General features: G+C 71.4%; 25 protein-coding genes. 11 read left to right on the forward strand and 14 right to left on the reverse strand.

The window, feature by feature from the left end:
- The first annotated feature begins 3 nt into the window (after window positions 1-3).
- Window positions 4-747, forward strand: a complete 744-nt coding sequence (locus tag OWR29_RS12505; RefSeq protein WP_267562861.1) for a maleylpyruvate isomerase family mycothiol-dependent enzyme — start codon at window positions 4-6, stop codon at window positions 745-747.
- On the opposite strand, the gene OWR29_RS12510 is transcribed toward OWR29_RS12505, so the two are convergent.
- Together OWR29_RS12510 and OWR29_RS12515 are read right to left on the reverse strand one after the other, a co-directional pair.
- On the reverse strand, window positions 744-1,439 hold the full coding sequence (locus OWR29_RS12510; RefSeq protein ID WP_267562862.1) for a histidine phosphatase family protein: 696 nt from the start codon (window positions 1,437-1,439) through the stop codon (window positions 744-746). The two genes, OWR29_RS12505 and OWR29_RS12510, sit on opposite strands and share 4 nt — an antisense overlap.
- Window positions 1,440-1,448: 9 nt before the next feature.
- Complete coding sequence (locus tag OWR29_RS12515) at window positions 1,449-2,417, reverse strand: GlxA family transcriptional regulator (RefSeq protein ID WP_267562863.1); 969 nt, start codon at window positions 2,415-2,417, stop codon at window positions 1,449-1,451.
- Between the two features lie 70 nt (window positions 2,418-2,487).
- On the opposite strand from OWR29_RS12515, the gene OWR29_RS12520 reads away from it, so the two are divergent.
- Together OWR29_RS12520 and OWR29_RS12525 are read left to right on the forward strand one after the other, a co-directional pair.
- On the forward strand, window positions 2,488-3,222 hold the full coding sequence (locus OWR29_RS12520) for an MBL fold metallo-hydrolase (protein WP_267562864.1): 735 nt from the start codon (window positions 2,488-2,490) through the stop codon (window positions 3,220-3,222).
- A 628-nt stretch (window positions 3,223-3,850) separates the two neighbouring features.
- On the forward strand, window positions 3,851-4,453 hold the full coding sequence (locus OWR29_RS12525) for a LysE family transporter (RefSeq protein ID WP_267562865.1): 603 nt from the start codon (window positions 3,851-3,853) through the stop codon (window positions 4,451-4,453).
- A gap of 561 nt (window positions 4,454-5,014) precedes the next feature.
- On the opposite strand, the gene OWR29_RS12530 is transcribed toward OWR29_RS12525, so the two are convergent.
- Together OWR29_RS12530 and OWR29_RS12535 are read right to left on the reverse strand one after the other, a co-directional pair.
- Window positions 5,015-5,878 carry a Vgb family protein gene (locus OWR29_RS12530; protein ID WP_267562866.1) on the reverse strand — a complete coding sequence of 288 codons (864 nt, stop codon included), beginning with the start codon at window positions 5,876-5,878 and terminating at the stop codon, window positions 5,015-5,017.
- Window positions 5,879-5,900: 22 nt separating this feature from the next.
- Complete coding sequence (locus tag OWR29_RS12535) at window positions 5,901-6,581, reverse strand: DNA alkylation repair protein (RefSeq protein ID WP_267562867.1); 681 nt, start codon at window positions 6,579-6,581, stop codon at window positions 5,901-5,903.
- 32 nt (window positions 6,582-6,613) lie between these two features.
- On the opposite strand from OWR29_RS12535, the gene OWR29_RS12540 reads away from it, so the two are divergent.
- Window positions 6,614-7,246, forward strand: coding sequence for an acVLRF1 family peptidyl-tRNA hydrolase (locus tag OWR29_RS12540; protein ID WP_267562868.1), 633 nt, complete (start codon window positions 6,614-6,616; stop codon window positions 7,244-7,246).
- On the opposite strand, the gene ypfJ is transcribed toward OWR29_RS12540, so the two are convergent.
- Window positions 7,243-8,139 (reverse strand): KPN_02809 family neutral zinc metallopeptidase, encoded by an 897-nt coding sequence (gene ypfJ, locus OWR29_RS12545; RefSeq protein ID WP_267562869.1) that lies wholly within the window; start codon window positions 8,137-8,139, stop codon window positions 7,243-7,245. The two genes, OWR29_RS12540 and ypfJ, sit on opposite strands and share 4 nt — an antisense overlap.
- A 216-nt stretch (window positions 8,140-8,355) precedes the next feature.
- Between ypfJ and OWR29_RS12550 the strand changes: the two genes are divergently transcribed.
- The 4 genes from OWR29_RS12550 (at window position 8,356) to OWR29_RS12565 (ending at window position 13,408) form a co-directional block, all read left to right on the forward strand.
- The gene (locus OWR29_RS12550; RefSeq protein ID WP_267562870.1) at window positions 8,356-9,960 is read left to right on the forward strand and encodes an ABC-F family ATP-binding cassette domain-containing protein; all 1,605 of its coding nucleotides are present in this window, start codon (window positions 8,356-8,358) and stop codon (window positions 9,958-9,960) included.
- A 426-nt stretch (window positions 9,961-10,386) separates the two neighbouring features.
- Entirely contained in the window at window positions 10,387-10,614 is a 228-nt protein-coding gene (locus tag OWR29_RS12555) for a helix-turn-helix domain-containing protein (RefSeq protein ID WP_127501473.1), read from the forward strand.
- Window positions 10,611-11,396 (forward strand): enoyl-CoA hydratase/isomerase family protein, encoded by a 786-nt coding sequence (locus tag OWR29_RS12560; protein ID WP_267562871.1) that lies wholly within the window; start codon window positions 10,611-10,613, stop codon window positions 11,394-11,396. The genes OWR29_RS12555 and OWR29_RS12560 overlap by 4 nt, the downstream gene beginning before the upstream one ends.
- 80 nt (window positions 11,397-11,476) lie before the next feature.
- On the forward strand, window positions 11,477-13,408 hold the full coding sequence (locus OWR29_RS12565; RefSeq protein WP_267562872.1) for an ABC transporter ATP-binding protein: 1,932 nt from the start codon (window positions 11,477-11,479) through the stop codon (window positions 13,406-13,408).
- A gap of 250 nt (window positions 13,409-13,658) precedes the next feature.
- Here the strand turns inward: OWR29_RS12565 and OWR29_RS12570 are convergent, their stop codons facing one another.
- From OWR29_RS12570 to OWR29_RS12585, 4 genes are read right to left on the reverse strand one after another with little or no spacing between them, the layout of a single operon-like run.
- On the reverse strand, window positions 13,659-14,213 hold the full coding sequence (locus OWR29_RS12570; RefSeq protein ID WP_267562873.1) for a TIGR03086 family metal-binding protein: 555 nt from the start codon (window positions 14,211-14,213) through the stop codon (window positions 13,659-13,661).
- The gene (gene mug / locus OWR29_RS12575) at window positions 14,173-14,799 is read right to left on the reverse strand and encodes a G/U mismatch-specific DNA glycosylase (RefSeq protein ID WP_267562874.1); all 627 of its coding nucleotides are present in this window, start codon (window positions 14,797-14,799) and stop codon (window positions 14,173-14,175) included. Before mug ends, OWR29_RS12570 begins: the two co-directional genes overlap by 41 nt.
- Before the next feature lie 36 nt (window positions 14,800-14,835).
- Window positions 14,836-15,597: an SDR family oxidoreductase gene (locus OWR29_RS12580; protein WP_267562875.1), complete on the reverse strand. Its 762-nt coding sequence runs from the start codon at window positions 15,595-15,597 to the stop codon at window positions 14,836-14,838.
- Between the two features lie 36 nt (window positions 15,598-15,633).
- Entirely contained in the window at window positions 15,634-16,392 is a 759-nt protein-coding gene (locus OWR29_RS12585; protein WP_267562876.1) for a helix-turn-helix domain-containing protein, read from the reverse strand.
- A gap of 110 nt (window positions 16,393-16,502) precedes the next feature.
- Between OWR29_RS12585 and OWR29_RS12590 the strand changes: the two genes are divergently transcribed.
- Complete coding sequence (locus OWR29_RS12590) at window positions 16,503-16,865, forward strand: nuclear transport factor 2 family protein (RefSeq protein WP_267562877.1); 363 nt, start codon at window positions 16,503-16,505, stop codon at window positions 16,863-16,865.
- Here OWR29_RS12590 and OWR29_RS12595 read toward each other — a convergent pair.
- The 4 genes from OWR29_RS12595 to OWR29_RS12610 form a co-directional block, all read right to left on the reverse strand.
- A complete protein-coding gene (locus tag OWR29_RS12595; RefSeq protein ID WP_267562878.1) occupies window positions 16,862-17,305 on the reverse strand; it encodes an SCO6045 C-terminal-like domain-containing protein in 444 nt (147 codons plus the stop codon). The two genes, OWR29_RS12590 and OWR29_RS12595, sit on opposite strands and share 4 nt — an antisense overlap.
- Window positions 17,302-18,123, reverse strand: coding sequence for an MbnB/TglH/ChrH family RiPP precursor modification enzyme (locus OWR29_RS12600; protein ID WP_267562879.1), 822 nt, complete (start codon window positions 18,121-18,123; stop codon window positions 17,302-17,304). The genes OWR29_RS12595 and OWR29_RS12600 overlap by 4 nt, the downstream gene beginning before the upstream one ends.
- Window positions 18,116-19,021, reverse strand: a complete 906-nt coding sequence (locus tag OWR29_RS12605; RefSeq protein WP_267562880.1) for a TIGR04222 domain-containing membrane protein — start codon at window positions 19,019-19,021, stop codon at window positions 18,116-18,118. The genes OWR29_RS12600 and OWR29_RS12605 overlap by 8 nt, the downstream gene beginning before the upstream one ends.
- 67 nt (window positions 19,022-19,088) lie before the next feature.
- The gene (locus tag OWR29_RS12610; RefSeq protein WP_267562881.1) at window positions 19,089-19,667 is read right to left on the reverse strand and encodes a TetR/AcrR family transcriptional regulator; all 579 of its coding nucleotides are present in this window, start codon (window positions 19,665-19,667) and stop codon (window positions 19,089-19,091) included.
- A 142-nt stretch (window positions 19,668-19,809) separates the two neighbouring features.
- Here OWR29_RS12610 and OWR29_RS12615 point away from each other — a divergent pair, with 142 nt between their 5' ends.
- Together OWR29_RS12615 and OWR29_RS12620 are read left to right on the forward strand one after the other, a co-directional pair.
- Window positions 19,810-20,460: an HAD family hydrolase gene (locus OWR29_RS12615; RefSeq protein WP_267562882.1), complete on the forward strand. Its 651-nt coding sequence runs from the start codon at window positions 19,810-19,812 to the stop codon at window positions 20,458-20,460.
- A gap of 150 nt (window positions 20,461-20,610) precedes the next feature.
- A complete protein-coding gene (locus tag OWR29_RS12620) occupies window positions 20,611-21,528 on the forward strand; it encodes a serine protein kinase RIO (RefSeq protein ID WP_438872583.1) in 918 nt (305 codons plus the stop codon).
- Window positions 21,529-21,586: 58 nt separating this feature from the next.
- On the opposite strand, the gene OWR29_RS12625 is transcribed toward OWR29_RS12620, so the two are convergent.
- Window positions 21,587-21,832: a DUF2630 family protein gene (locus OWR29_RS12625; protein ID WP_267562883.1), complete on the reverse strand. Its 246-nt coding sequence runs from the start codon at window positions 21,830-21,832 to the stop codon at window positions 21,587-21,589.
- Window positions 21,833-21,872 lie beyond the last annotated feature (40 nt).

Raw genomic sequence — 21,872 nt, forward strand, 5'->3', positions numbered from 1 at the left:
GGCATGGAGTTCCCGGCCCTCATAACCCTGATCGATGAGCGGTCGGCGGCGCTGCGTGACGCAGTCGCCGCCGCTGCTGTTTCCGACGCCCGTGTGCCGGGCTGTCCCGAGTGGACGCTGAGCGATCTCGTGGCCCATCTGGGCGCGGTCCAGCGCTTCTGGGCCGTGGTGGTCGCCGCCGCCGATCCCACTGGGCCGCCCTCGCGGGAGGCGCTGGGCGACCGCGAACCGCACGGCGATCTCGTGGAGTGGTCGGCCGAGTCGACCGATCGGCTGCTCGCGGCGCTGCGGGGGTCGTCGGCCGAGGCGCCGGCCTGGGCCTGGTGGGGCGAGTCGCCGGCGCCGCTCACGGTCGGGGCGATCGCCCGCCACCAGGTGCAAGAGGCGGCCGTCCACGCCTTCGACGCGCAAGAGACCGTGGGTAAGGCCGAGCCGTTGCCGAACGCCGTCGCGGTCGACGGGGTGGCCGAGTTTCTGCAGGTGGGGGTGGGGTCGCTCGGGGCGTGGCCGCATCGCCCGGCCCGGGTCTTGTTCGACGCGGTCGACGGGCCGGCCCACCTGGTCGATCTATCCGCTTCCGGTGGCCGGCTCGATCCGGCAGCCGGCGGTGATCCGGTCGTCACCGTGCGCGGGTCGGCGAGTGATCTGGTGCTGGCCCTGTACGGCCGGATGCCGTTCGAGCACCTGACCGTCGAGGGCGATCGTGACGTGCTGGCCCAGCTGCGGGCTTGGTCGAACCCGGACTAGGCAGGTGGCAGGTGGTCGACCTGGTTGTAGTAAGCCAGCTCGAGGCGGCCGTCGACTTCGACGAAGCGGCTCAGCGAGGCGTTGCGGACGCTGCCGGCGGCCCGCTCCGCCTCGAGCACCTTCTCCCAGCTGAGCTGTTCGATGACGGCGCGCATCATGAGGACGACCGCGTCGTGGGCGACGACGATGACCCGTTGGCCGGCGTGGTCGCGGTGCAGGTCGTCGAGGAAAGAGCCGAGCCGCACCTCGATGTCCGCGAACGACTCGCCGCCGGGCGGTGCGTAGCGGTACTCGCCGGCGTCGGAGCGTCGCTGCGCCTCGTCGGGGAAGCGCTGGGCCACGGCGGCCCGGGTCAGCATCTCGAGGTCGCCGAGCAGCCGGTCGACCAGGCGGTCGTCGGTCGTCGGCTCGGGCAGCTCGACCCCCGACTTCTCGGCCGCGATCCGCCACGTCTCGCGGGCCCGCAGGTACGGCGAGGTGATCACCACCTGGGGCCGCTCGTTCTCGGGGCGGTCCCCGATCCACTCGCCGAGCGCGGCGGCCTGCTGCTCGCCGTACTCGGTCAACGGCACCTCGGCATCACGCCCGCTGACCTCGGCCTCGAGCAGTCCGTCTTTGTCGGCGGCCGGGAAAGCGACATTGGCCAGGCTCTGCCCGTGCCGGACGAGAAGAAGTTCGGCGACTACACCCATGATCCGACCCTATCCGGCCGCGAACGCCGCCCGGTACGTCTGCGGCGGGACACCCACGATGCGGCGGAAATGCGGGCGCAGGGCCACACCGTCGGTGAAGCCGCAGGTGCGGGCCACCGTGTCGATCGGCAGGGCGGTGGTGGCGAGAACGTGCTGAGCCCGCAGGACGCGCTGGTGCAGCAGCCACTGCAAGGGGGAGCAGCCGGCCGCCTCGCGGAAATGGCGGTCGAAGCTGCGGCGGCTCAGACGGGCCACCTCGGCCAGCCGGGCGACGTCCAGCCCGGGGTCGTCGAGGTGTTCCAGGGCGTGCCGCATGGCGTCGGTGACCGGGTCGGCGTTGTCGAGCGGCGGCACCGGCTGCTCGACGTACTGGGCCTGGCCGCCGGCCCGCTGCGGGGCCACGACCAGGGCCCGGGCGGTCGCGTTGGCCACCTCGGGGCCGTGGTCGCGGCGCAGCAGATGCAGGCAGGCGTCGAGGCCGGCGGCGCTGCCGGCACTGGTGACGACGGAACCCTCGTCGACGAAGAGGGCGTCGTGCTGCACCTCGACACCGGGGAAGCGGGCCGCGAACTCGTTCAGCACGAGCCAGTGGGTGGTGGCCCGGCGGCCCTCGAGCAGACCGGCCTCGGCCAGCACGAACGCGCCCAGGCAGAGGCCGGCCACGGTGGCGCCCCCGTCGTGGGCGCGGCGGACGGCGTCGAGCACCCGCGGATCGGTCGGCGGACCGCCCGGGAGACGCCAGCCCGGGACGATCACGACACCGGCCTGATCGAGCGCCTCGAGCGGGTGCGGCGCGCTGATCGCGATGCCGGCCGTGGTGGCCAGCGGGCCGGGGTGCTCGCCGGTCACGCGTACGTCGAAACGGGGTCCGCCCCGGCCGGAGTGATCGATGCCGAAGACCCGGGGCGCGACGGCGACCTCCAGGATCGGCGCGTCGTCGCCCACGACGATGCCCACGGTGGCCGGATCACGGGTCATGGCTTGAACATATCGCACGATGGCTTTCAAGCCACTGCTGCCCGACGCCGGCGGAGGCGAGACTCCGTCCATGACGCTTTCGATCCGCGGTTTCGGCGGCCCCACGGTGACCTTCCGCTACGGCGGCCACACCTTCCTGACCGACCCGACGTTCGACCCGCCCGGCCGCTACCCGATCGGCGACCGCGAGCTGACCAAAACCGCGCCCGCCTCGGGTCACGCCGACGCGGCCGACGTCGTGCTGCTGTCGCACGACCAGCACCCGGACAACCTCGACCACGCCGGACGAGAATTCGCGGCCAAGGCGCCGCTGGTGCTCACCACCGTCGCCGCCGCGTCGCGCCTGGGTGCGCCCGCCCGAGGCCTGGCCAACTGGGAATCGGTCACGCTGGCCGACGTCACCGTGACCGGCGTGCCCGCCCAGCACGGCCCCGACGGCGTCGAGCATCTGACCGGCCCGGTCACCGGGTTCGTTGTCGAGGGTCAAAACCTTCCCACTGTGTACGTGAGTGGGGACAACGCGTCGCTCGACGTCGTCCGCGAGATCGCCGCCCGCTTCCCCGCCATCGACGTGGCGATCCTGTTCGGCGGGGCCGCCCGCACCCCACTGGTCGGCGACGCGAACCTGACGCTCTCCGCCGCCGACATGGCCGAGGCCACCCGCATCCTGGACGCCTCGACGGTGGTTCCGGCTCATGTGGACAGCTGGGCCCACTTCACCGAGGGCATCGACGACGTACGGGCCGCCTTCGCCGCCGCCGGCCTGACCGACCGCCTGCAAGAACCCCACCCGGCAACGCAGTAGGTGGATGCGGCCGGGCGCGGGGCTCTATCTGGTCGATCGCACGAGGAGTTCAGCGCCGCGGGTGAGGCAGGGCGCAGGCTGTGCATGGTTGATGGAGTAAGGGGTCAGCGGGCCACCTGGTGCCGGTCAGGCGGGGTCAGCACGATCCGGCCGGTCAGCGCGCCGCCGGGGCAGGTTTGCGTTGGCGTCGCCAGGCATCTGCGAAGAGACCGAGCCGGCCGGCGGGGTTTCTCGCTGCGACCGGCAATCGTCGGGCGGCTTTGTTCGGTGTTCGGTGGTCAATCGTTTCTGCACCGCTTTGGGGGAGCTTCGGTGCGCTTCGGCATGGCATCGGCGTGCTTCGGTGCCGCTTCGGCACCGCTTTTGGGGAGCTTCGGTGCGCTTCGGCATCGCATCGGCGTGCTTCGGTGCGCTTCGGTGAGCGAGGGGGCCGCAACGTCGCCGGGGGAGCCGACGACCAAGCCGGGCGACGCGTTGGTAAATCGGTCGCGGCGGCGTAGGGAGGGCGGCACCATGGTCGCGTGACCAAGCCGATGCTGTATCCCGCTGTCTCTGTCGCTGCGGCCGTTCGGGCCGGGCGACAGCAGCGGGCCGGCCTGCGCGAAACGGCGGTCCGTCAGCCGCGGTCATGAGCGCGGCATTTCTGGCCGGCGTGGTCGCCGGCTACGGAGTCGCGCTGCCCATGGGTGCCATCGGGGTGCTCATCGCCGGTCTCAGCGCACGTACGTCGTTGCGCGTCGGCGCGGCCGCCGGCCTGGGCGCGGCTACGGCGGACGGCGTGTTCGCCGCCATAGCGGTGGCCGGCGGAGCAGCCGTCGCGGGCGTCATCGCGCCCGTCGCCGAGCCACTGCGCTGGGCCGCGGCGGTGGTCCTGCTGGTGATCGCCGTACTGACCGCACGCGCCGCCTTCCGCCCGCCGGGCACGGCCGCCGTCGACCGCCGCCCGGCGACGCCGTGGCGCGCCTACGCCGGGGTGCTCGGCCTGACCCTGCTCAACCCGGCCACGGTCGTCTACTTCGCCGCCCTGGTCCTAGGCCGCGCCGGCGAGGGCGGCGGCGTCCTCTTCGTCCTCGGCGTGCTGCTCGCCTCGGCCAGCTGGCAGCTGGTGATCGCCGCCGGCGGCTCCCTCGTCGGCCGCTTCCTGACCGGCCTACGCGGCCGAGCGGCGACCGCGCTGGTCTCCAGCCTCGTCATAGCCATCCTAGCCGTCCGCCTCCTGCTCCCCAGCTGATCCGCCGAGGGAGCCAGGGCGGTCCGTGCGGGTGGGCCAGGGCGGTTCGCCCGGGTGAGTCGGGGCGATCCGCCCGAGACGACCAGGGTGATCCGCCCGGGAGGGCTAGGGCGGTCCGCGCGGGTGGGCCAGGGTTGTCTGCCCGGGTGAGTCGGGGCGATCCGCCCGAGACGGCCAGGGTGATCCGCCCGGGAGGGCTAGGGCGGTCCGCGCGGGAGGGCCAGGGCGATTCGCCCGGGTGAGTCGGGGCGATCCGCCCGAGACAGCCAGGGTGATCCGCCCGGGAGGGCCAGGCGGTCCGCGGGAGAGCGGGGCGGTCCGCGCGAAGAGCCGGGGCGATCCGCCCGAGACAGCCATAGTGATCGGCCGGGGAGAGCCACGGCGATCCGCCCAGGAGAGTCAGGGCGGTCCGCCCGGCAGAGTCGGGGCGGTCTGCGCGGGAAAGTCAGGGTAATTCGCGCGGGTGAGCCTGGGCGGTCCGTCCGGCAGGGTCGGGGCGGTCCGCCCAGGAAAGCCAGGGCGATCCGCCTGCGGGGGTCAAGGCACTTCTGGAGTGGACGGTCAGCGGGGGAGGCGGATGACTGCGCCGGTTTCGAGGGCTGCGTAGACGGCGTTGTCGGGGCCGATGGTGATGCCGTGGGGCTCGGACGCGGGGGTGGGGAGGTCGTGTTCCTCGATCTTGCCGGTTGGGTCGATGTGGGCTACTCGGTTGGCGGCCCACTCGGTGAACCAGCAGCCGCCGGTCGGGTCGGCGGTGATGGCGTGGGGGCGGGCGGCCCGGTCGGGCAGGGGGAACTCGGTGATGTTGCCGTCGGGGGTGATGCGGCCGACCTGGCCGGCGCCGATCTCGACGAACCAGGCCGCTCCGTCGGGGCCGAGCGTGATGCCGACGGGAGCCGCGCCCTCGGTGGGTAGCTGGTGCATCCGCACCTGGCCGTCGAGGGTGATGCGGCCAATTGCGTTGGCCTGGTTGGGGGTGAACCACAGGGCCTCGTCGGCGCCCGGGGTGATCATCGAGGGGAAGCCGCCGGTCGCGGGCAGGGGGTATTCGGTTAGCTCGCCGTCCGGGGTGAGGCGGCCGATCGCGTCGGCGTTCATCTCGGTGAACCACAGCGCGCCGTCGGCGCCGGTGGCGATGCCGAAGGGGGCGCCGCGGACGGTGAAGGCGCTCTGCTTGCCGTCGGTGGTGATGCGGCCGATCTTGTCGTCGCGGTTGCGGGTGAACCACAGCGCGCCGTCGGGGCCCGAGGTGATGATCGACGGGCCGCTCGCGGGGGAGTCGAGCTGATGCTCCTCGACCGTGTCGTCGCCGGCCAGGCGGGCGATGCGTCCGCCGTGCACCAGCGTGATCCACAGGTTGCCGTCGGGGCCGGCGACGATGCTGTAGGGGCCGGCGGCCGAATCGGTAACGGTGATCTCTTGCACGAGAAACTCCCATCGGAAGGGGTCAGAGGTGCTTCGTCGCTTCCCGTACGGACAGGCCGGACAGCGTCGACCGGTGCGCCTCGACGAAGGCGCGCACGGCCGCCGGATCGGTGCGGGCGTAGTGCCGCAGCGCCCACCCGATCGCCTTGCGGACGAAGAAGTCGCGATGACCGGCCTGCGCCTCGCAATAGCCGAAGAGCCGGTCGGTGTCGGTCGCCTCGCCGTAGTGCAGCTGATGCAGGATCGCCGTCCGCACCAGCCACATGTTCTCGTCGGCCGACCACTCGTCCATGACCGCCACCAGCGACGGATGGCGCGACACGAGCCCGCCCGTGAACCGGGTGGCCAGCGCGTCCACCGTGTCCCACCACGACTTCGTCGTGATCAGCGTGCGCAGCGTGGGCACGAACCCGGCACCGGGGACGGCCACCTGGCGTACGAGATAGGAACAGGCCACGTACTGGAACTCGCGCTGATCCCGCCCCCACAGCGCCAGCACGATCGACCGCAGATCATCTTCGGACGGCGCGGGCAGGCCCTTCAGCGCCGCGCGTTCCAGCTTCTGCAGGGCCGGGGCGGGCAGGCCGAGGAACGGGAAGTGGTTCTTCATGTACGCCGCCTGCGCCTCGGCCCGCACCGGGTCGGCCGCCGGGAGCAGGTGCTCGTCGAGCCTTTCGAGCAGCGTCGCGGTCAGGTCGGTCATGGCCCGCATCCTGCCACCGTAGTCTGACAAGAATGGGCGAACGGGCGGCCGCAGGCGGCGGGAAATGGGTGGATGTCGCGCCGGAGCGGCTGGGGCGGTGGATCGAGAACTTCGCGCGCCGCCATGGCCCGTACCGGGAAACGGGGTTGACCTTGATTGCGGAGGACGGCGCCTCGGCGACCTGGCAGTCGCCGCCCGGCGCCGGTGACGTCGCGACGGTGGCCGAGCTGATCGAGACGGCGCAACGGCCGCGCAAGCTGGGTCTGCTGCTGGCGCGCAAGGGCGCGGTCGCGGTCGGGATCGCCGACGGTCCGGAACTGATCACGTCCAAGGTGGACACGCACTATGTGCAGGGGCGGACGGCGGCCGGTGGCTGGTCGCAGCAGCGCTTCGCCCGCCGCCGCGACAACCAGGCAAAAGCGGCTGCGTCCGACGGCGCCGGCATCGTCGGGCGCATTCTCCTTCCTTCCGTACGGGACCTGGCCGCACTCGTGACGGGCGGGGATCACGCCGCCGTCGAAGCGATCCTGGCCGCTCCCCAGCTGGCTCCCGTAGCCGCCGCCCGGGCCGAACGGTTCCTGGACGTGCCCGAGCCCCGGCATGCGGTGCTGGTGTCCGCGATCGCCGGGGCCCGGGCGGTGTCCGTACTGGTGAAGGAGCCTTAGAACGACGTGGCGCAGCTTTCCGGGTTGCCCGAGTCGTAGCCCTTCTGGAAGTTCTGCTGCCGCTGGGCGGCCGTGCCGTGGGTGAACTCGGCCGGGTTGACCGGGTTGCCGCTCTTCTTCTGCAGGACGTCGTCGCCGATCTGGCCGGCCGTCTGGATGCCTTCCTCGATGTCCTGCTGGGTCAGACTCTTGAAGATTTTCTGGCCCTTGGTGTCGGTGGTTTCGGTGGCCGCTTTCGACCACACGCCGGCGTAGCAGTCGGCCTGCAGCTCGAGCTTCACCGACAGCGCGTTCTGGTCGCTCTCGCTCGCGCCCTGTTGGGCCCGGCGCATCTTGGCCTCCTGGCCGGTGATGTCCTGAATGTGGTGGCCGTACTCGTGGGCCAGCACGTAGGGCTGGGCGAACTCGCCGGGCGCGCCCAGCTGCTGGGCCAGCACGTCGTAGAAGGTGAGGTCGATGTACACCTTGTTGTCGCCGGGGCAGTAGAACGGCCCGACGCCGGAGTCGGCGGCGCCGCAGGCCGTGTTGACCCGCTGCGAGAAGATCACGGTCGTGGCCGGCTCGTACTGCTTGTTGAAGTACTGCGGCGTCGCCTTGGTCCAGTACGCCTGGATCGAGTTGATGTAGAGCACGTTGCGGCACTCGAGCTGGTCGGTCGCGTTGTCCTGCTCACAGGCTTGGGTGATGTTGGTGTTGTCACCTGTGTCACTGCCGCCGCCGATCTGGTTGATGCCGAAGTAGCCTCCGACCACCGCCACGACGATCGTGATGATGATGCCGACCAGGCCGCCGCCGCCGATGGGCAGCCCACCCAGCCCGCCGCCACCACCACCGGAACCACGCCTGTCCTCGACCTGACTGGTATCGATGTCGGCGTTCTCGTTGAGTTCCATCTCATCCTCACAGAGCCGGGGCGGCGGGGGTGTCCGATGCGTACCCGTTGATCTTGGTCGGTAATCGGGTGGGAGGCACACGGGGGTGCCCGGTACTATTGAGCCGTGCTGCTCTGCGAAGGCTGACCTGCCCCGCGCCGGACCTGTCTCATCGTCCGGCGTTTTCGTGTGTCCGGAGTCAGCCCTTTTCTTCCTCGAGAGCGAGAGTCAGCAACCATGATCACCGCCACCGGACTGGAACTGCGCGCCGGCGCCCGCATCCTGCTGTCCCCGGTCACCCTTCGGGTGCAGCCGGGCGACCGGATCGGCCTGGTCGGCCGCAACGGCGCGGGCAAGACCACCACGCTCAAGGTGCTGGCCGGCGAGGGGCAGCCCTACACGGGCGCCATCGAGCGGACCAGCGAGGTCGGCTACCTGCCGCAGGACCCGCGTACGGGTGACCTGAACGTCACCGGCCGCGACCGGGTGCTCAGCGCCCGCGGCCTCGACTCGATCATCGCCGAGATGCAGAAGCTCGAGATTGAGCTCGAGGAAAGCGCCGACGACAAGCTCGTACGCCGTTACGGCGCCCTGGAGGACCAGTTCTCCGCCCTGGGTGGTTACGCCGCCGAGGCCGAGGCCGCCCGCATCTGCTCCAACCTCGGCCTGCCCGACCGCGCGCTGGCCCAGACGATCGGAACCCTCTCCGGCGGTCAGCGCCGCCGCATCGAGCTGGCCCGCATCCTGTTCGCCGACTCCGGCCAGAACGGCAAGGGCATCCTGCTGCTCGACGAGCCCACCAACCACCTCGACCAGGACTCGATCTCGTGGCTGCGCGGCTACATGGCGCAGCACAAGGGCGGCCTGGTGGTCATCAGCCACGACGTCGAACTGCTCGAGGCCGCGGTCAACAAGGTGTGGTACCTCGACGCCAACCGCTCGGTCGTCGACATCTACAACGTGGGCTGGAAGAAGTACCTGGAATCGCGGGAGACCGACGAGCGCCGCCGCCGCCGGGAGAGGGCCAACGCCGAGAAGAAGGCCGGCGCCCTGATGGCCCAGGCCGACAAGATGCGGGCCAAGGCCACCAAGACGGTCGCCGCGCAGAACATGGCCCGGCGGGCCGAGAAGCTGCTGGGCGGCCTGGAGGACGCGCGCGTCGCCGACAAGGTGGCCAAGGTGCGTTTCCCCACGCCCGTCCCCTGCGGCAAGACCCCGCTGACGGCTAGCGGCCTGTCGAAGTCGTACGGCTCGCTCGAGATCTTCACCGACGTCGACGTGGCGGTCGACCGCGGCTCCCGGGTGGCCATCCTCGGCCTCAACGGCGCCGGCAAGACGACGCTGCTGCGCATGCTCGGCGGCCTGCTCCAGCCCGACACCGGCGAGGTGCGGCCGGGCCACGGCCTGCGGCTGGGCTACTACGCCCAGGAGCACGAGACGCTCGACGTCGACCGTACGATCCTGGAGCACATGCGCAGCGCCGGCGGCGAGCTGAACGACACCGAGCTGCGCAAGATCCTGGGCGCGTTCCTCTTCTCGGGTGACGACGTCGACAAGCCGGCCGGCGTCCTGTCCGGTGGCGAGAAGACCCGTCTGGCCCTGGCCACGCTGGTCTGCTCGGGGGCCAACGTGCTGCTGCTCGACGAGCCCACCAACAACCTCGACCCGGTCAGCCGCGAGCAGGTGCTGGACGCCATCGCGAACTACCCGGGCGCGATCGTGCTGGTCACCCACGACGCCGGCGCCGTGCAGGCACTCAAGCCGGATCGCGCGATTCTGCTGCCGGACGGCGACGAGGACGCGTGGAGCGACGACCTGCTGGAGCTCGTCGAATTGGCGTGATCCGCGGATCATCGCCATCGTCTCTTGTCAACCAGTGCCCACACAGACAGTGCGACGTTCGGGCGTTTGCGGTCAGGTCGGGCATCGATCCGGGCAGCCCGAAGTTGGCACAACCGGTTCGGCAGCGGTGGGTAGGCGATGCATCGACGCTCCGTCATGTCCGGCGGCCGATGCTCCTCGATCGTGAGTTTCCGCAGGTGATCGATGGTCTTGGGGAAAAGCTCACGGATCGGCGCTCGCGCGGTGAAAGCTTTCACGGCAATGGACTGTTAACTGTCTGACATTGATGGCCGCCGTCATCGTCAAGTTCCTGACAGTGATAAATGGGCACGTTGGCTACGCCTGGATACCTAGCGCATGATCGTTGGAGGCGGTCTAATAGGTGAGACCGTATGAACCGCACAGTCTGGGACGTGAGGATTCAAGATGCCAGCCACGGGCACTGCCACCAGCACTGAGAAGGGTCGCCGAATCGTCGGCAGCGAGCGCCAGTCATTGGCGAAGGATCTGGTCAAGCGTTACACGTCGGGCGAGAGCATTCGTGCCCTTGCCGCATCGACCGGCCGATCCTACGGATTCGTGCACCGGGTTTTGACCGAGTCCGGTGTGCAGCTCCGCCAGCGTGGCGGCGCTCGTCGCCGCAAGAAGGCGTGACGACCGGCGACGCCGCACCCGGCCTCCCCGCCGACGAGTCGGGCGTTCGCTACGACCTGGACGGGCCGGTGGCAACGGTGACGTTGTCCCGGCCCGAGGTGCTCAATGCGCAGACGCCGGCCATGTGGGCCGAGCTCTCGAACATTTCCCGGAAATTACCGGGCGACGTGCGAGTAGTCATTGTCCGAGGCGCCGGCCGTTCCTTTTCCGCCGGCCTGGATCTGTCGGCCGCGCGCGGTGAAGGCGATTCTTCACTCGCGAAGCTCGCGCAGTTGTCACCCGAGGAGTGCGCGGATCGGATTGCCGGCTTCCAGTCGGCGTTCACCTGGCTGCGTAACCCCTCCATCGTGACGATCGCGGCTGTTCAGGGCCACGCGATCGGCGCCGGTTTTCAGCTGGCGCTCAACTGTGACATGCGCGTCCTGGCCGACGATGCGCGTTTTTCCATGGCTGAGGTCACGTTGGGGCTCGTGCCCGATCTGGGCGGGACCAAGCGGCTCACCGAGCTGGTCGGGCCTTCCCGAGCGCTCGAGATCTGTGTGACCGGCCGCCGCATCGACGCCGCGGAGTCCCTTTCCCTCGGGCTCGCCACCGCCGTCGTGCCGGGCGCCGACCTCGAAGCCGCCGTCTCCGACCTGGCCGCCGCCGTGCTCGCGGCCGACCGGGGCGCCGTGGCCGAGATCAAGGCCCTGCTCGCCGGGGCCGTCCAGCGCACGTACGCCGAGCAGGACCGCGCCGAACGCGAGGCGCAGACCCGCCGCCTGCGCGACCTGACGGAATAGGGGTTCCGCCTCCCGAAGTTGTCATACCCGCCGGGCACACTCTGATTGCCCGCCAGTCATGACACCCGGGAGGTGACGAGATGAGCATGCCCTCGTGGACCATGCTGCGCTCGATCCAGAACTCGGACCGGGTGGCCGAACATAGCCTTCGCCGCGGCACAACCCGGCGGATCCTGCGTTACGCCCGGCCCTACCGCCGGGACATCCTGGTCTTCCTCATCACTGTGGTGCTCGCGGCCGGCATCGGCGTCGCGACACCCCTGCTCGCCGGTCACGTGGTCAACGCCATCACCGGCGGCGGCCCCGACGCGGCTTCCACCGTCGTCCGGCTCGCCGTCATGATCGCGGTGCTGGCCGTGGCCGACGCCTTCCTGTCCCTCGCCCAGCGGTGGTATTCGGCCCGCATCGGCGAGGGCATCATCCTCGACCTGCGCACCCGGGTCTACGACCACGTCCAGCGCATGCCGCTGCAGTTCTTCACCCGCACCCAGACGGGCGCCCTGGTCAGCCGGCTCAACAACGACGTCACCGGCGCCCAGCGGGCCTTCACGTCCACCCTGTCCGGTGTGGTCAGCAACGTGATCCAGCTCGTGCTCACGGCGGCCGTCATGTTCAGCCTGTCGTGGCAGATCACCACGCTCTCGCTGCTGCTCCTGCCGCTGTTCATCATTCCGGCGCGCCGGGTCGGCAAGCGGCTGGCCGAGATCACCCGCGAGTCGTACAACCTCGACGCCAAGATGAACGCGACGATGACCGAGCGGTTCAACGTGGCCGGGGCCATGCTGGTCAAGCTGTTCGGCCGCCCGGGGGCCGAGGCCGACCGCTTCGGCGAGCGGGCCGCCCGCGTCCGTGACATCGGCATCCAGCAGGCCATGTTCTCGCGCACGTTCTTCGTGGCCATGCTGCTGGTCGCCTCGCTGGCCCAGGCTCTCACGTACGGGCTCGGCGGCTGGCTCGCGGTCACCGGCAGCGTCACAGCGGGCACGGTGGTCACCCTGGCGCTGCTGCTGACCCGGCTGTACGGGCCGCTGACGGCACTGAGCAACGTCCGGGTCGACGTGATGAGCGCGCTCGTCTCGTTCGACCGGGTCTTCGAGGTGCTCGACCTCAAGCCCGGCATCGAGGAGAAGCCGGACGCGGTCACCCTGCCCGAGGGCGCGGGCCGGGTCGAGTTCCGTGACGTGCACTTCCGCTACCCCAGCGCCAGCGAGGTCTCGCTGGCCACCCTGGAAGACGTGGCCACCCTCGACCGGACGGAGAACGCGCCGGTCCTGCGCGGGGTCGACTTCACCGTCGAGCCCGGGCAGATGGTCGCACTGGTCGGCCCGTCCGGCGCCGGCAAGTCGACGACGTCGATGCTGGTCTCCCGCATCTACGACGTCACCTCGGGCGCCGTCCTGATCGACGGGGTCGACGTGCGCGACGCGACCCTCGACTCGCTGCGCGACACCATCGGCGTCGTCACGCAGGACGCTCATCTCTTCCACGAGACGATCGCCGAGAATCTGCGGTACGCGCGACCCGAGGCGACCGACGACGAGATGTGGGCGGCCCTGCGCGGCGCCCAGGTGGCCGATCTGGTGGCGTCGCTGCCCGAGGGGCTCGAGACGGTCGTGGGCGAGCGCGGCTACCGATTCTCGGGCGGCGAGAAGCAGCGTCTGGCCATCGCCCGGCTGCTGCTCAAGCGCCCGTCGATCGTCGTGCTCGACGAGGCCACGGCCCACCTCGACAGCGAGTCCGAGGCGGCGGTGCAGCGGGCGCTGGCCGTGGCCCTGCAGGGTCGCACGGCGCTGGTTATCGCGCACCGGCTCTCCACGGTCCGCGACGCCGACCAGATCCTGGTGCTCGACGAGGGCCGCATCGTGGAACGCGGCCGGCATGAGGAACTGGTGGCGGCCGGGGGTCTGTACGCCGAGCTCTACCGCACACAGTTCGCGGCCGCCTCGCCGCCGCCGGCCTTCACCGGCGACGTCGAGATCGTCACGGTCCCGGCCGGCCAGATCGAGCCCTGACCGAGCGGTGCGCCCGGGCGTCGCTCGGGCCGCGTCGCCGGTGATGGCGGGTTGGTCGGGCGGTGGGTGTCGCTCGGGCCGCGCCGCTGGTGGCGGCGGGTTGGTCAGGCGGCGGGTGTCGCTCGCGCTGCGCCGCCGGTGGCGGCAGGTGGTCAGGCGGCGGGTGTCGCTCGGGCCGCGCCGCTGGTGACGGCGGGGTGGTCAGGCGGCGGGTGTCGCTCGGGCCGCGTCGCCGGCGGCGGCGGGGTGGTCAGGCGGCGCGGCCGCTGAGGGCGAGCAGGCGTTCGAACGTTCCGGCGTCCTCGGGGGCCTGCACCTCGGCGCCGAAGGCGCCCATCTGACGGCCGGTGGGCGCCATCTCCTGCACGAACGGCAGCAGGTGGTCGACTGCGGCGCCGGCCGGCTGGTAGGGCTGGTGGGTCGCGGTGGCCAGGTCCCACCCGTGCACGGTGAGGTCGGCCAGGGCCAGGTTGCCGACGATCGGCTGGGGCAGACCCATGCCGGGCGACATGCCGTCCAGCGCCGCCGGGTCGGACCAGGCGTCGATCATGCGCTCGGTCTCGGTGGCGAACCTGTCCCGCCAGCCCTCGGTGAGCGAGTCGGGCGTACTCGAGAAGTCGAGCGCCTCCTTGCGGGCGGCCCCCTGGAAGCTGACGACCACCTGGAAGAGGTGGTTGAGCAGGTCGCGCACCTGGAACTTCTCGCACGGGGTGGGATCGCCGAGCTGATCGTCGCGGATGCCCTGGACGATCGGGACGGTCCGCTCAGCCGCCGCCGCCATCAACGTGCTGATCTCGGTAGTCATGGCCCGACCGTAGCGAAGACGCACCCTCGGCGGGACCCTGCCACCCTTCGGTGGCCTCGCGCAGCCGGGCATAGGCCGCGGCCAGGGTGTCCACCGTGTAGTGCGCGTTGAGACCGCTCGGGTTGGGCAGCACCCAGACCGGGACGCCGCCGATCCGGTCGGCCTGGAGCCCCATCGCGGCCTTGGGCTTGCCGAAGGCCGCGCGATAGGCGGTGACGCCGAGGACGGCCAGGTAGCGCGGCTGCCATCGGGCGACGAGCGCGGCCAGGATCTCGCCGCCGGCGACCAGCTCGGCCGGGGCGAGTTCGTCGGCGCGGGCGGTGGCCCGGGCGACCACATTAGTGATGCCCAGGCCGAGCGCGGGCAGTTCGAACTGCTCGGACGGGTGAAGTCGGCGCCCGGTGAAGCCGGACCGGTGCAGCGCCGGCCAGAAGCGGTTGCCGGGGCGGGCGAAGTGGTGACCGGTCGCCGCCGAGTACAGGCTCGGGTTGATGCCGGAGAACAGCACCCGCAGGTCCGGGCCGATCAGGTCGGGGATGGTGCGGCCGGCGGCCGCCGCCACCTCCGCCGCGGTGGGCGCTGACACCGTACGAGCGTATCCAGTGGCCGATCGGCGCTCTGGTCAGAGGGTGCGCAGGGTGCCGCCGTCGACGGGAATGGCGCAGCCGGTGAGGTAGCTGGCGGCGGGGGAGAGGACGAAGGCGGCGACCCGGCCGAACTCGGCGGGCTCGCCCAGGCGGCGCAGGGGGATCTTGGCGGACGCCGCGGCCACGGCGGCCGAGGCGTCGCCGGTGGCCTCGTGGATCTGGCGGCTGCGGTCGGTCAGGAAGCTGCCGGGGAGCAGGCTGACGATGCGGACGCCGCGCGGGGCGTACTCGTCGGCCAGGTCTTTCGCGGCCATGGCGAGGCCGGGGCGCAGCCCGTTGGAGAGGCCGAGACCGGCCAGCGGCGTCTTGACCGAGGTCGACAGCACCAGCCCGATCGCCCCGCTCTCGGGCAGCGCCGCCGCGAACTCGCGCGCGGCCCGGATCGAGCCCAGGAACACCGTCTCGAACGCCTCGCGCCAATGCTCGTCGGTCATCGCGGCCGCGCCGCCCGTCGTCGGGCCACCGACCGAGATCAGGGCGCCGTCGAACCGGCCGAAGCGGTCGCTGGCCGTGTCGATCAGCAGGCGCGGGGTCTCGGGAGCGGTCAGGTCGGCGATCACGCCGGCCGCGTTGTCGTCGCCGCCGAGTGCGTCCACCGCCTCGGCCACCCGGGCCTCGTCGCGCGACGAGATCACCACCTTGGCGCCGTCGGCGACCAGTGCCTCGGCCGTGGCGAACCCCAGCCCGCGCGAGGCTCCGGTGAGGACGTAGACGCGATCAGCCAGCCCGAGATCCATGCCGTCGATCCTGCCATCGCGCTGCCGCCCGGCGCATCACGCCGGCGACAAGCGCAGGGCGCCGGCCGTGGCGGCGTCGGCGGGCAGGAACGACTCGATGGCCAGCTCGGAGAGGGTCACGTCCAACGGCGTACCCAGGACCGAAGTGATGCTGAAGAAGGAGAGGTCGTCGAAGCGCAACGGCACGACCAGGCCGTTCGGCGGTGAGCCGGCAGCGGCCGTTTCGCCGGGATAGGACGCCAGCTCGTCCCGCAGCTCCCGCAGCACCGGGTCGTTGGTTGCCCGCGCCTGCTGGTCGAGGCGGTGCAGCAGGTGGGCCCGCCACTCGGGCAGGTTGCGGATGCGCGGGGCCATGCCGTCGGGATGCAGCGACAGGCGCAGCACGTTCACCGGCGGTTCGAGGAGCCACGCCGCGCAGCCGTCGGTGAAGCGCCCGACGGCTTCGTTGGCGTCGACCATCGTCCAGTGCCGGTCGATCAGCACGGCCGGATAGGGCGCGTGCCCGGCAAGCACGTCCCGCAGCGACGACAAGACCGTGGCCAGCGGCGGCCCGTCCAAACCCGATTCCGCGTACGCCGGTGCGAAACCGCCGGCCAGCAGGAGCTCATTGCGAGACCGCAGCGGCACCCCCAGTTCCTCGGCCAGGCGCAGGATCATGTCGCGGGTCGGCCGCGACCGCCCCGTCTCGAGGAACGACAGATGCCGGGCCGACACCCCGGCCCGCACCGACAACTCCAGCTGGCTCAGCCGCCGGTCCGCCCGCCACTCCCGCAGAAGCTCGCCCACCCCGCTCATGGCCGCAGCGTAGGCGGCGCCCGGGAAGCGCGGCCATTACCTCGCACGTAATCGACGGCCCTCCCGCCGGCGGGCGATGGTTCTGCCACACCCACAGGGAGGACAGAACGATGACCGACTTCGACGCCCTTGTCGACCGCTACCTGGCCGTCTGGAACGAGCCGGACGACGCCACCCGCCGCAAGGCCGTGGACGACCTGTTCGCCGACGACATCCGCTACGTCGACCCGCTGGCCGCCGTCGAGGGCCGGGAAGCCCTCAACGGCCTGATCGGGGCCGTCCGGCAGCAGTTCCCCGGCCACACCTTCACCCCGGGCGGCCCGGTCGACGGCCACCACGACCAGGTGCGCTTCACCTGGACCCTGGCCGCCGGCCCGGGCGACCCGCCGGTGATCGGCTTCGACGTGGCCGAACTGGACGCCGGCGGCCGCATCCGCCGAGTGCTCGGTTTCCTCGACAAAGCACCGGCCTAAGGCCGGCGCGGGAGCCAGACCCGGCCGGCCACCTGCACGGCCACGGCGCCGGCGGCGATGCGTACGGCGGGGAAACGGCGGGAGCGGGGGGACGAGGCGCCGTCGTAGTGCCAGGCGGCCTCTCGTTCGGCCAGTTCGGCGGCCGCCGCCGGGGGCAGGGCGCCGCGCCGGGTGAGGTCGCGGGCCAGGTCCCAGCCGTCTCGCAGGGAACCTTGCGTCGGGCGGGTGACGGCCCAGCCGGAGAACTCACGCTTCCAGCGGTCGCCGAAGCCGGCGGCCAGCATCGGCCATTGGCGGGCGACCTCGCCGGCCCGCTTGCGCAGCAGGGCCAGCCGGGCCGCCTCGAACCGGAAGCTGTCGAAGCCCTCCGGTACGGGGCGGCCGGCCGTCAGTGCTTCGACCAGGGCCGCCTGCTGGTCGGCCAGGCTGCGGCCGGTCATGTGACCGCGGGGAAGCCGGAGGCCTTGGCGATGGCGTCCAGTTCGGCCGCCAGGACCGTGGCCGGTGGGTAGTCGCCGTCCCGTTCGAGCATCAAGGCCGGCGGCCGGCGACGGGCGCACAGCTCGGCCACCAGGTCGAGCACCGGCTGCGGCACCGCGTCGGTGTGAGTGTCGTGGTACAGACCCTGGTGCTCGGCCCCGCCGGCCACGTGGACGTAGGCCACTCGCTCCAGCGGCAGCTCGTCCAGCAGGTCGAGCGGGTCGGTGCCCCGGTTGCGGGCGTTGGCGTAGACATTGGCCACGTCGAGCAGCAGCCGGGCGCCCGACCGGTCGAGGATCTCGGTGAGGAACTGGGCCTCGGTCAGCTCGTCGTCGGGCCAGTCGAACAGGGCGGCGATCGGTTCCAGGGCGATCGGGACCGGCAGCGAGGACTGCACGCGGCGGACGTTCGACACGACGGCGTCAACTGCTTCCCTCGTACGCGGAAGGGGCAGCAGATGCCCGGCCTCGATGCCCCCGGCCCGGACGAACGCGATGTGCTCACTGACCAGCGGAGCCCCCAGCCGCGAGGCCACGGCCGCGAAGTGCTCCACCCGGTCGGCGTCCACCAGCTCGGCCCCGCCCAGCGACAGCCGCACGCCGTGCGGGATCACCGTGACCCCGCGGTCGAGCAGCACCTGCAACCCGGGCGGCAGCTCGCCGTGTGCGTGCACCGACTCGGCCACCACCTCGGCGAACCGCAGGCCCGGCAGCTCCTCGACGAAGCCGGCGATCTCGGGCCGCCACCCGATCCCGACCCCGTACGTCGTCTCAGCCACCGCAACCGCCCCCGCCGCCGCAGCCACCGCCCCCGCCGCACGAGGACCCGCCGCTGCAGGAGCTGCCGCCGCTGTCGCCGCCGCCACCGCCGCTGCTGCCCGCCGCCCCGCCCGTGGCCGCGATGCGCTGCACCTCGGCCTCGGCCGCGAACGCCGGGTCCATCGAGTAGAGCGCCGCACCGCCGTACAGCGCGACGCCCATGGCCGCCCCGGTCGCGCCGTAGGTCGCGTACGACGGGGAGTTGCTGGGCGCCAGGTAGTTGTGCTTGTAGCGCAGGTCGCGCATCCCCTTGTGGGCCGCGTCGGTGGCCCAGCGCCGCGACCGCAGCAGGGTCAGCGTCAGGATGAAGGCCGCGATCGTGGCGATCACCAGGAACCCGACCGGCTTGTCGTTGCCGATCCCGGCCAGGATGCGGGCGATGCCGACGACGACCAGCGCCAGACCGCCGAGCACCCAGAGCCGGGCCTCGCGCATCTTGCCCGCGCTGACCGCCAGGCCGTTGCGCTCGAGGGTGTCGCGCAGCTGCTCGATGGCGGAGGCGACCCACTGGTCGTTCGGCAGGTCCCGGGTGCGCACGCCGTGGCCGGCCGCGTTGTAGATCGCGCTGTCCAGCGGGGTCACGCCGGCCGGCAGCGGGCCGGTGCGGACCAGGGTGCGGCCGGGGCCGGTGCCCAGCGCGTTGGCCGCCCGCAGGCCGCCCATCGACGCGTAGATGGCCAGGCGGTCGCCGCCGTTGAGGTAGGCCACCTGCTGCGGGCCGAGGTTGTCGACGCGGGCCCCGCGGTCGCCCCGGAACAGCGCCTTGCGGTGGACGGCGGCGATGACGGCGATCGCGATCATCGCCCCGATGAAGTAGGTGAGAAAGGTCGGACCGGAGATACCCCAGGTGTCGTTCATGGACCGGACCTCCGTTGCTCGTCGCAGCGTCTGACCCTGATTGTGCAGGCGCGCGCAACCTTTGTGATCAGGCCCTTCGGACGGCTTCCTCGACCAGGTCGAGGACCCGGCTGAGCTCGCCCGGCGGGCGGCCCGTGGCCAGGTGGAGCACGAGACCGTCGTAGGCCAGCTCGAGGAACTGGGTCAGCACCTCGACCGGGACGTCGTCGCGCAGCACGCCGGCCTCCCGCTGGCGCTGCAGCCGCTCGCGGGTGGCATCGGCGATGGCCGCGGCGCGCTCGGTCCAGCGCTTGGCGAACGCCGGGTCGGTGCGCAGCCGGCGGGACACCTCGAGCTGGGTGCCGAGCCAGCCGGCCGTGTCGCCCTCGCTGCCGCCGGCCCGGGCCAGCAGGTCACGCATCACCTGGACGAGGCCGTTGCGGGCCACCGTCTCGACCATCGCGGCCGCGTCGTCCTCGGCGACGGCCAGGAACAGCGATTCCTTGTCGCGGAAATGGTGGAAAATCGCACCGCGGGACAGCCCGGTTGCGTCCTCGAGCCGCCGGACTGTCGCACCCTCGTAACCGAACCGCGCGAAACAGTCGCGCGCCGCGGCGAGAATCTCGGAGCGACGCGCGTCCAGCTGGTCCTGACTCACTCTGGGCACGCTCTGGATCGTGTCACGTGCCCCCTTTGCCATGCAATCCGTACGTACGTCTTGGCAAGGCGCCCGGACGGCCCGGCCTGATGACAGCAATAACGCGGCTCCGGACTGTTCGCTGCCCTATCCGCTCACGTAAAGTGCCCGGGTGCCTCTTGTCCTGATCGCCCTCGACGACACCCTGCTCGACCGCAGCGGTGCGTTCCGGCTGTGGGCCAAGGGATTCCTCGATGAGATCGGGGCGCCACAGGACGACCTCGACTGGTTACTCTCCGTCGACGCGGACGGCCTGACCTCGCGTTGGGACCTGGCCGACCTGATCCTCGAGCGCTATCAGTTGTCCATTCCGTCGATCGACATCGTCGAGGAACTGCACGAGGGCCCGCTCGCTCACGAGAAGCTCGACCCGCTCGTGGGCTGCGCGCTGCAGATCGCCAAGGACGCCGGCCTCGTCCCCGTGGTCGTCACCAACGGGCACGCCGAGATCCAGGACGTGCGCATACGGCGTACGGGCCTGGACCGTTATGTCGCCGACTGGGTGATCTCGGAGCAGGCCGGGGTGAGCAAACCCAACCCGCGCATCTTCGCGCTGGCCGCCCAGCGGGTGCGGATGCGGCTGGGCGGGGCCTGGGTGGTGGGTGACAGTCCCGAGGCCGACATCGGCGGCGCCGCGGCCATGGGTCTGCCCAGCGTGTGGCTGCACCGCGGCCGCGAATGGGTGGACAACCGGTTCGCCCCGACCGAGATCGTCGGCAACGTGATCCAGGGGATCTCGGCCATCATGGCCGCCGCCCGTTAAATAGGTTGCGGCCCTCCGGCGATGTCCGGGAGAGTGTGCGCAGTTGCCCGCAGAAGGGCCTGAGAGAGGGAGGTGTGAACGCATGGCTGTCGTTGCGATGACCCGCGTCCGGATTCACCTTCTTCCTTCCTCTCTCAAGGAGACCCTCCAGTGCGTGAGCACGACTCTTTCGGCCCGGCCACCATGCGCCGCGGCCGTCGCAAGTTCGACGACGACGATCTGACCTTCGAGAAGCGCAGCGGTCCCGGGCCGCAGCTTCAGGAGGACCCCGACCTGCCCGACACCGGTGACGGCTGGTCCACCTGGGACGGCGCGCTGCACGGTCCCGTGCCCAGACCCGATTGGGTACGCACGGAGCACGCCGCGGTCGACACGGAGCTCGGCATGCTGAAGACCGGCAAAGAGGCCGACGTGTTCCTCGTACGCCGGGAAGTGCCCGACACCGACAAGGTGAGCATGCTGGCCGCCAAGCGCTACCGCGACGGCGACCACCGGCTCTTCCACCGCGACGCCGGCTACCTCGAGGGCCGCCGGGTCCGCCGCTCCCGGGAGATGCGGGCCATGACCAACCGCACCTCGTTCGGTAAAGAGATGATCGCCGGGCAGTGGGCGATGGCCGAGTTCGGCGCGCTCACCCATCTGTGGCAGGTCGGCCAGGAGAGCGGCCTGGTGCGCGTGCCCTACCCGGTGCAGCTGATCGGCACCGAGCTGATGATGGAGTTCATCGGCGACTGGGAGACCGGCGAGGCGGCGCCCCGGCTGGCGCAGGTGCGGGCCGACCCCGACCAGCTGGCCGACCTGTGGCGGCAGATGACCGACGCGCTGTCGGTGCTGGCCCGGGCGCAGGTGGCGCACGGCGACCTCTCGCCCTACAACACGATGGTGCACGAGGGGCGGCTGGTGCTCATCGACCTGCCGCAGATCGTGGACGTGGTGGCCAACCCGCAGGGTGGCGACTTCATCGCCCGCGACGTGCGCAACGTGGCGGCCTGGTTCACCCAGCGCGGGCTGAAGGTGGACGCGGACGAGCTGCTCGAAAGGCTGCTCTACGAGGCGGGCCTCAAATGAGATGCCGGACGTTCCGGCCGCGGCCGCCTGCGACGAGGCGGCCGCGGCCGGTGCGTCGTCACTGCAGGTAGCCCTCGACCTCGCCGACGCTGTGGGCCTGCTCGGCGTCCGGGTTGTTGCCCACCTCGCGGGCGGCCCGGCGCCGGCGCAGCAGGTCCCAGCACTGGTCCAGGGCCTCCTCCAGATCCTTGAGCCGGGCGTGCTCCTCACTCGAGGAGATCTCGCCCTTGCCCAGCTGCTCGCGCAGCTTGTGCTCCTCATCGACCAGGCCGTGGATCCGGCTCAGCACAGTCTTGTCATCCATGCGGGGAAGCCTATGCGCTGACCTCTCAGGGTGGGACGTC

This window comes from Paractinoplanes pyxinae (genome assembly GCF_026626335.1).
Taxonomy (GTDB): Bacteria; Actinomycetota; Actinomycetes; order Mycobacteriales; family Micromonosporaceae; genus Actinoplanes; species Actinoplanes pyxinae.

Bases quoted from the DNA above. Each gene is read 5' to 3' on its own strand.
- OWR29_RS12605 (WP_267562880.1), bottom strand. From the start codon at position 19,021: ATGAACGACACCTGGGGTATCTCCGGTCCGACCTTTCTCACCTACTTC.
- OWR29_RS12540 (WP_267562868.1), top strand. From the start codon at position 6,614: ATGGGCGAACGGGCGGCCGCAGGCGGCGGGAAATGGGTGGATGTCGCG.
- OWR29_RS12515 (WP_267562863.1), bottom strand. From the start codon at position 2,417: ATGACCCGTGATCCGGCCACCGTGGGCATCGTCGTGGGCGACGACGCG.
- OWR29_RS12565 (WP_267562872.1), top strand. From the start codon at position 11,477: ATGAGCATGCCCTCGTGGACCATGCTGCGCTCGATCCAGAACTCGGAC.
- OWR29_RS12505 (WP_267562861.1), top strand. From the start codon at position 4: ATGGAGTTCCCGGCCCTCATAACCCTGATCGATGAGCGGTCGGCGGCG.
- OWR29_RS12525 (WP_267562865.1), top strand. From the start codon at position 3,851: ATGAGCGCGGCATTTCTGGCCGGCGTGGTCGCCGGCTACGGAGTCGCG.
- ypfJ (WP_267562869.1), bottom strand. From the start codon at position 8,139: ATGGAACTCAACGAGAACGCCGACATCGATACCAGTCAGGTCGAGGAC.
- OWR29_RS12520 (WP_267562864.1), top strand. From the start codon at position 2,488: ATGACGCTTTCGATCCGCGGTTTCGGCGGCCCCACGGTGACCTTCCGC.
- OWR29_RS12585 (WP_267562876.1), bottom strand. From the start codon at position 16,392: ATGAGCGGGGTGGGCGAGCTTCTGCGGGAGTGGCGGGCGGACCGGCGG.
- OWR29_RS12570 (WP_267562873.1), bottom strand. From the start codon at position 14,213: ATGACTACCGAGATCAGCACGTTGATGGCGGCGGCGGCTGAGCGGACC.
- OWR29_RS12595 (WP_267562878.1), bottom strand. From the start codon at position 17,305: ATGACCGGCCGCAGCCTGGCCGACCAGCAGGCGGCCCTGGTCGAAGCA.
- OWR29_RS12510 (WP_267562862.1), bottom strand. From the start codon at position 1,439: ATGGGTGTAGTCGCCGAACTTCTTCTCGTCCGGCACGGGCAGAGCCTG.
- OWR29_RS12580 (WP_267562875.1), bottom strand. From the start codon at position 15,597: ATGGATCTCGGGCTGGCTGATCGCGTCTACGTCCTCACCGGAGCCTCG.
- OWR29_RS12535 (WP_267562867.1), bottom strand. From the start codon at position 6,581: ATGACCGACCTGACCGCGACGCTGCTCGAAAGGCTCGACGAGCACCTG.
- OWR29_RS12590 (WP_267562877.1), top strand. From the start codon at position 16,503: ATGACCGACTTCGACGCCCTTGTCGACCGCTACCTGGCCGTCTGGAAC.
- OWR29_RS12625 (WP_267562883.1), bottom strand. From the start codon at position 21,832: ATGGATGACAAGACTGTGCTGAGCCGGATCCACGGCCTGGTCGATGAG.
- OWR29_RS12550 (WP_267562870.1), top strand. From the start codon at position 8,356: ATGATCACCGCCACCGGACTGGAACTGCGCGCCGGCGCCCGCATCCTG.
- OWR29_RS12555 (WP_127501473.1), top strand. From the start codon at position 10,387: ATGCCAGCCACGGGCACTGCCACCAGCACTGAGAAGGGTCGCCGAATC.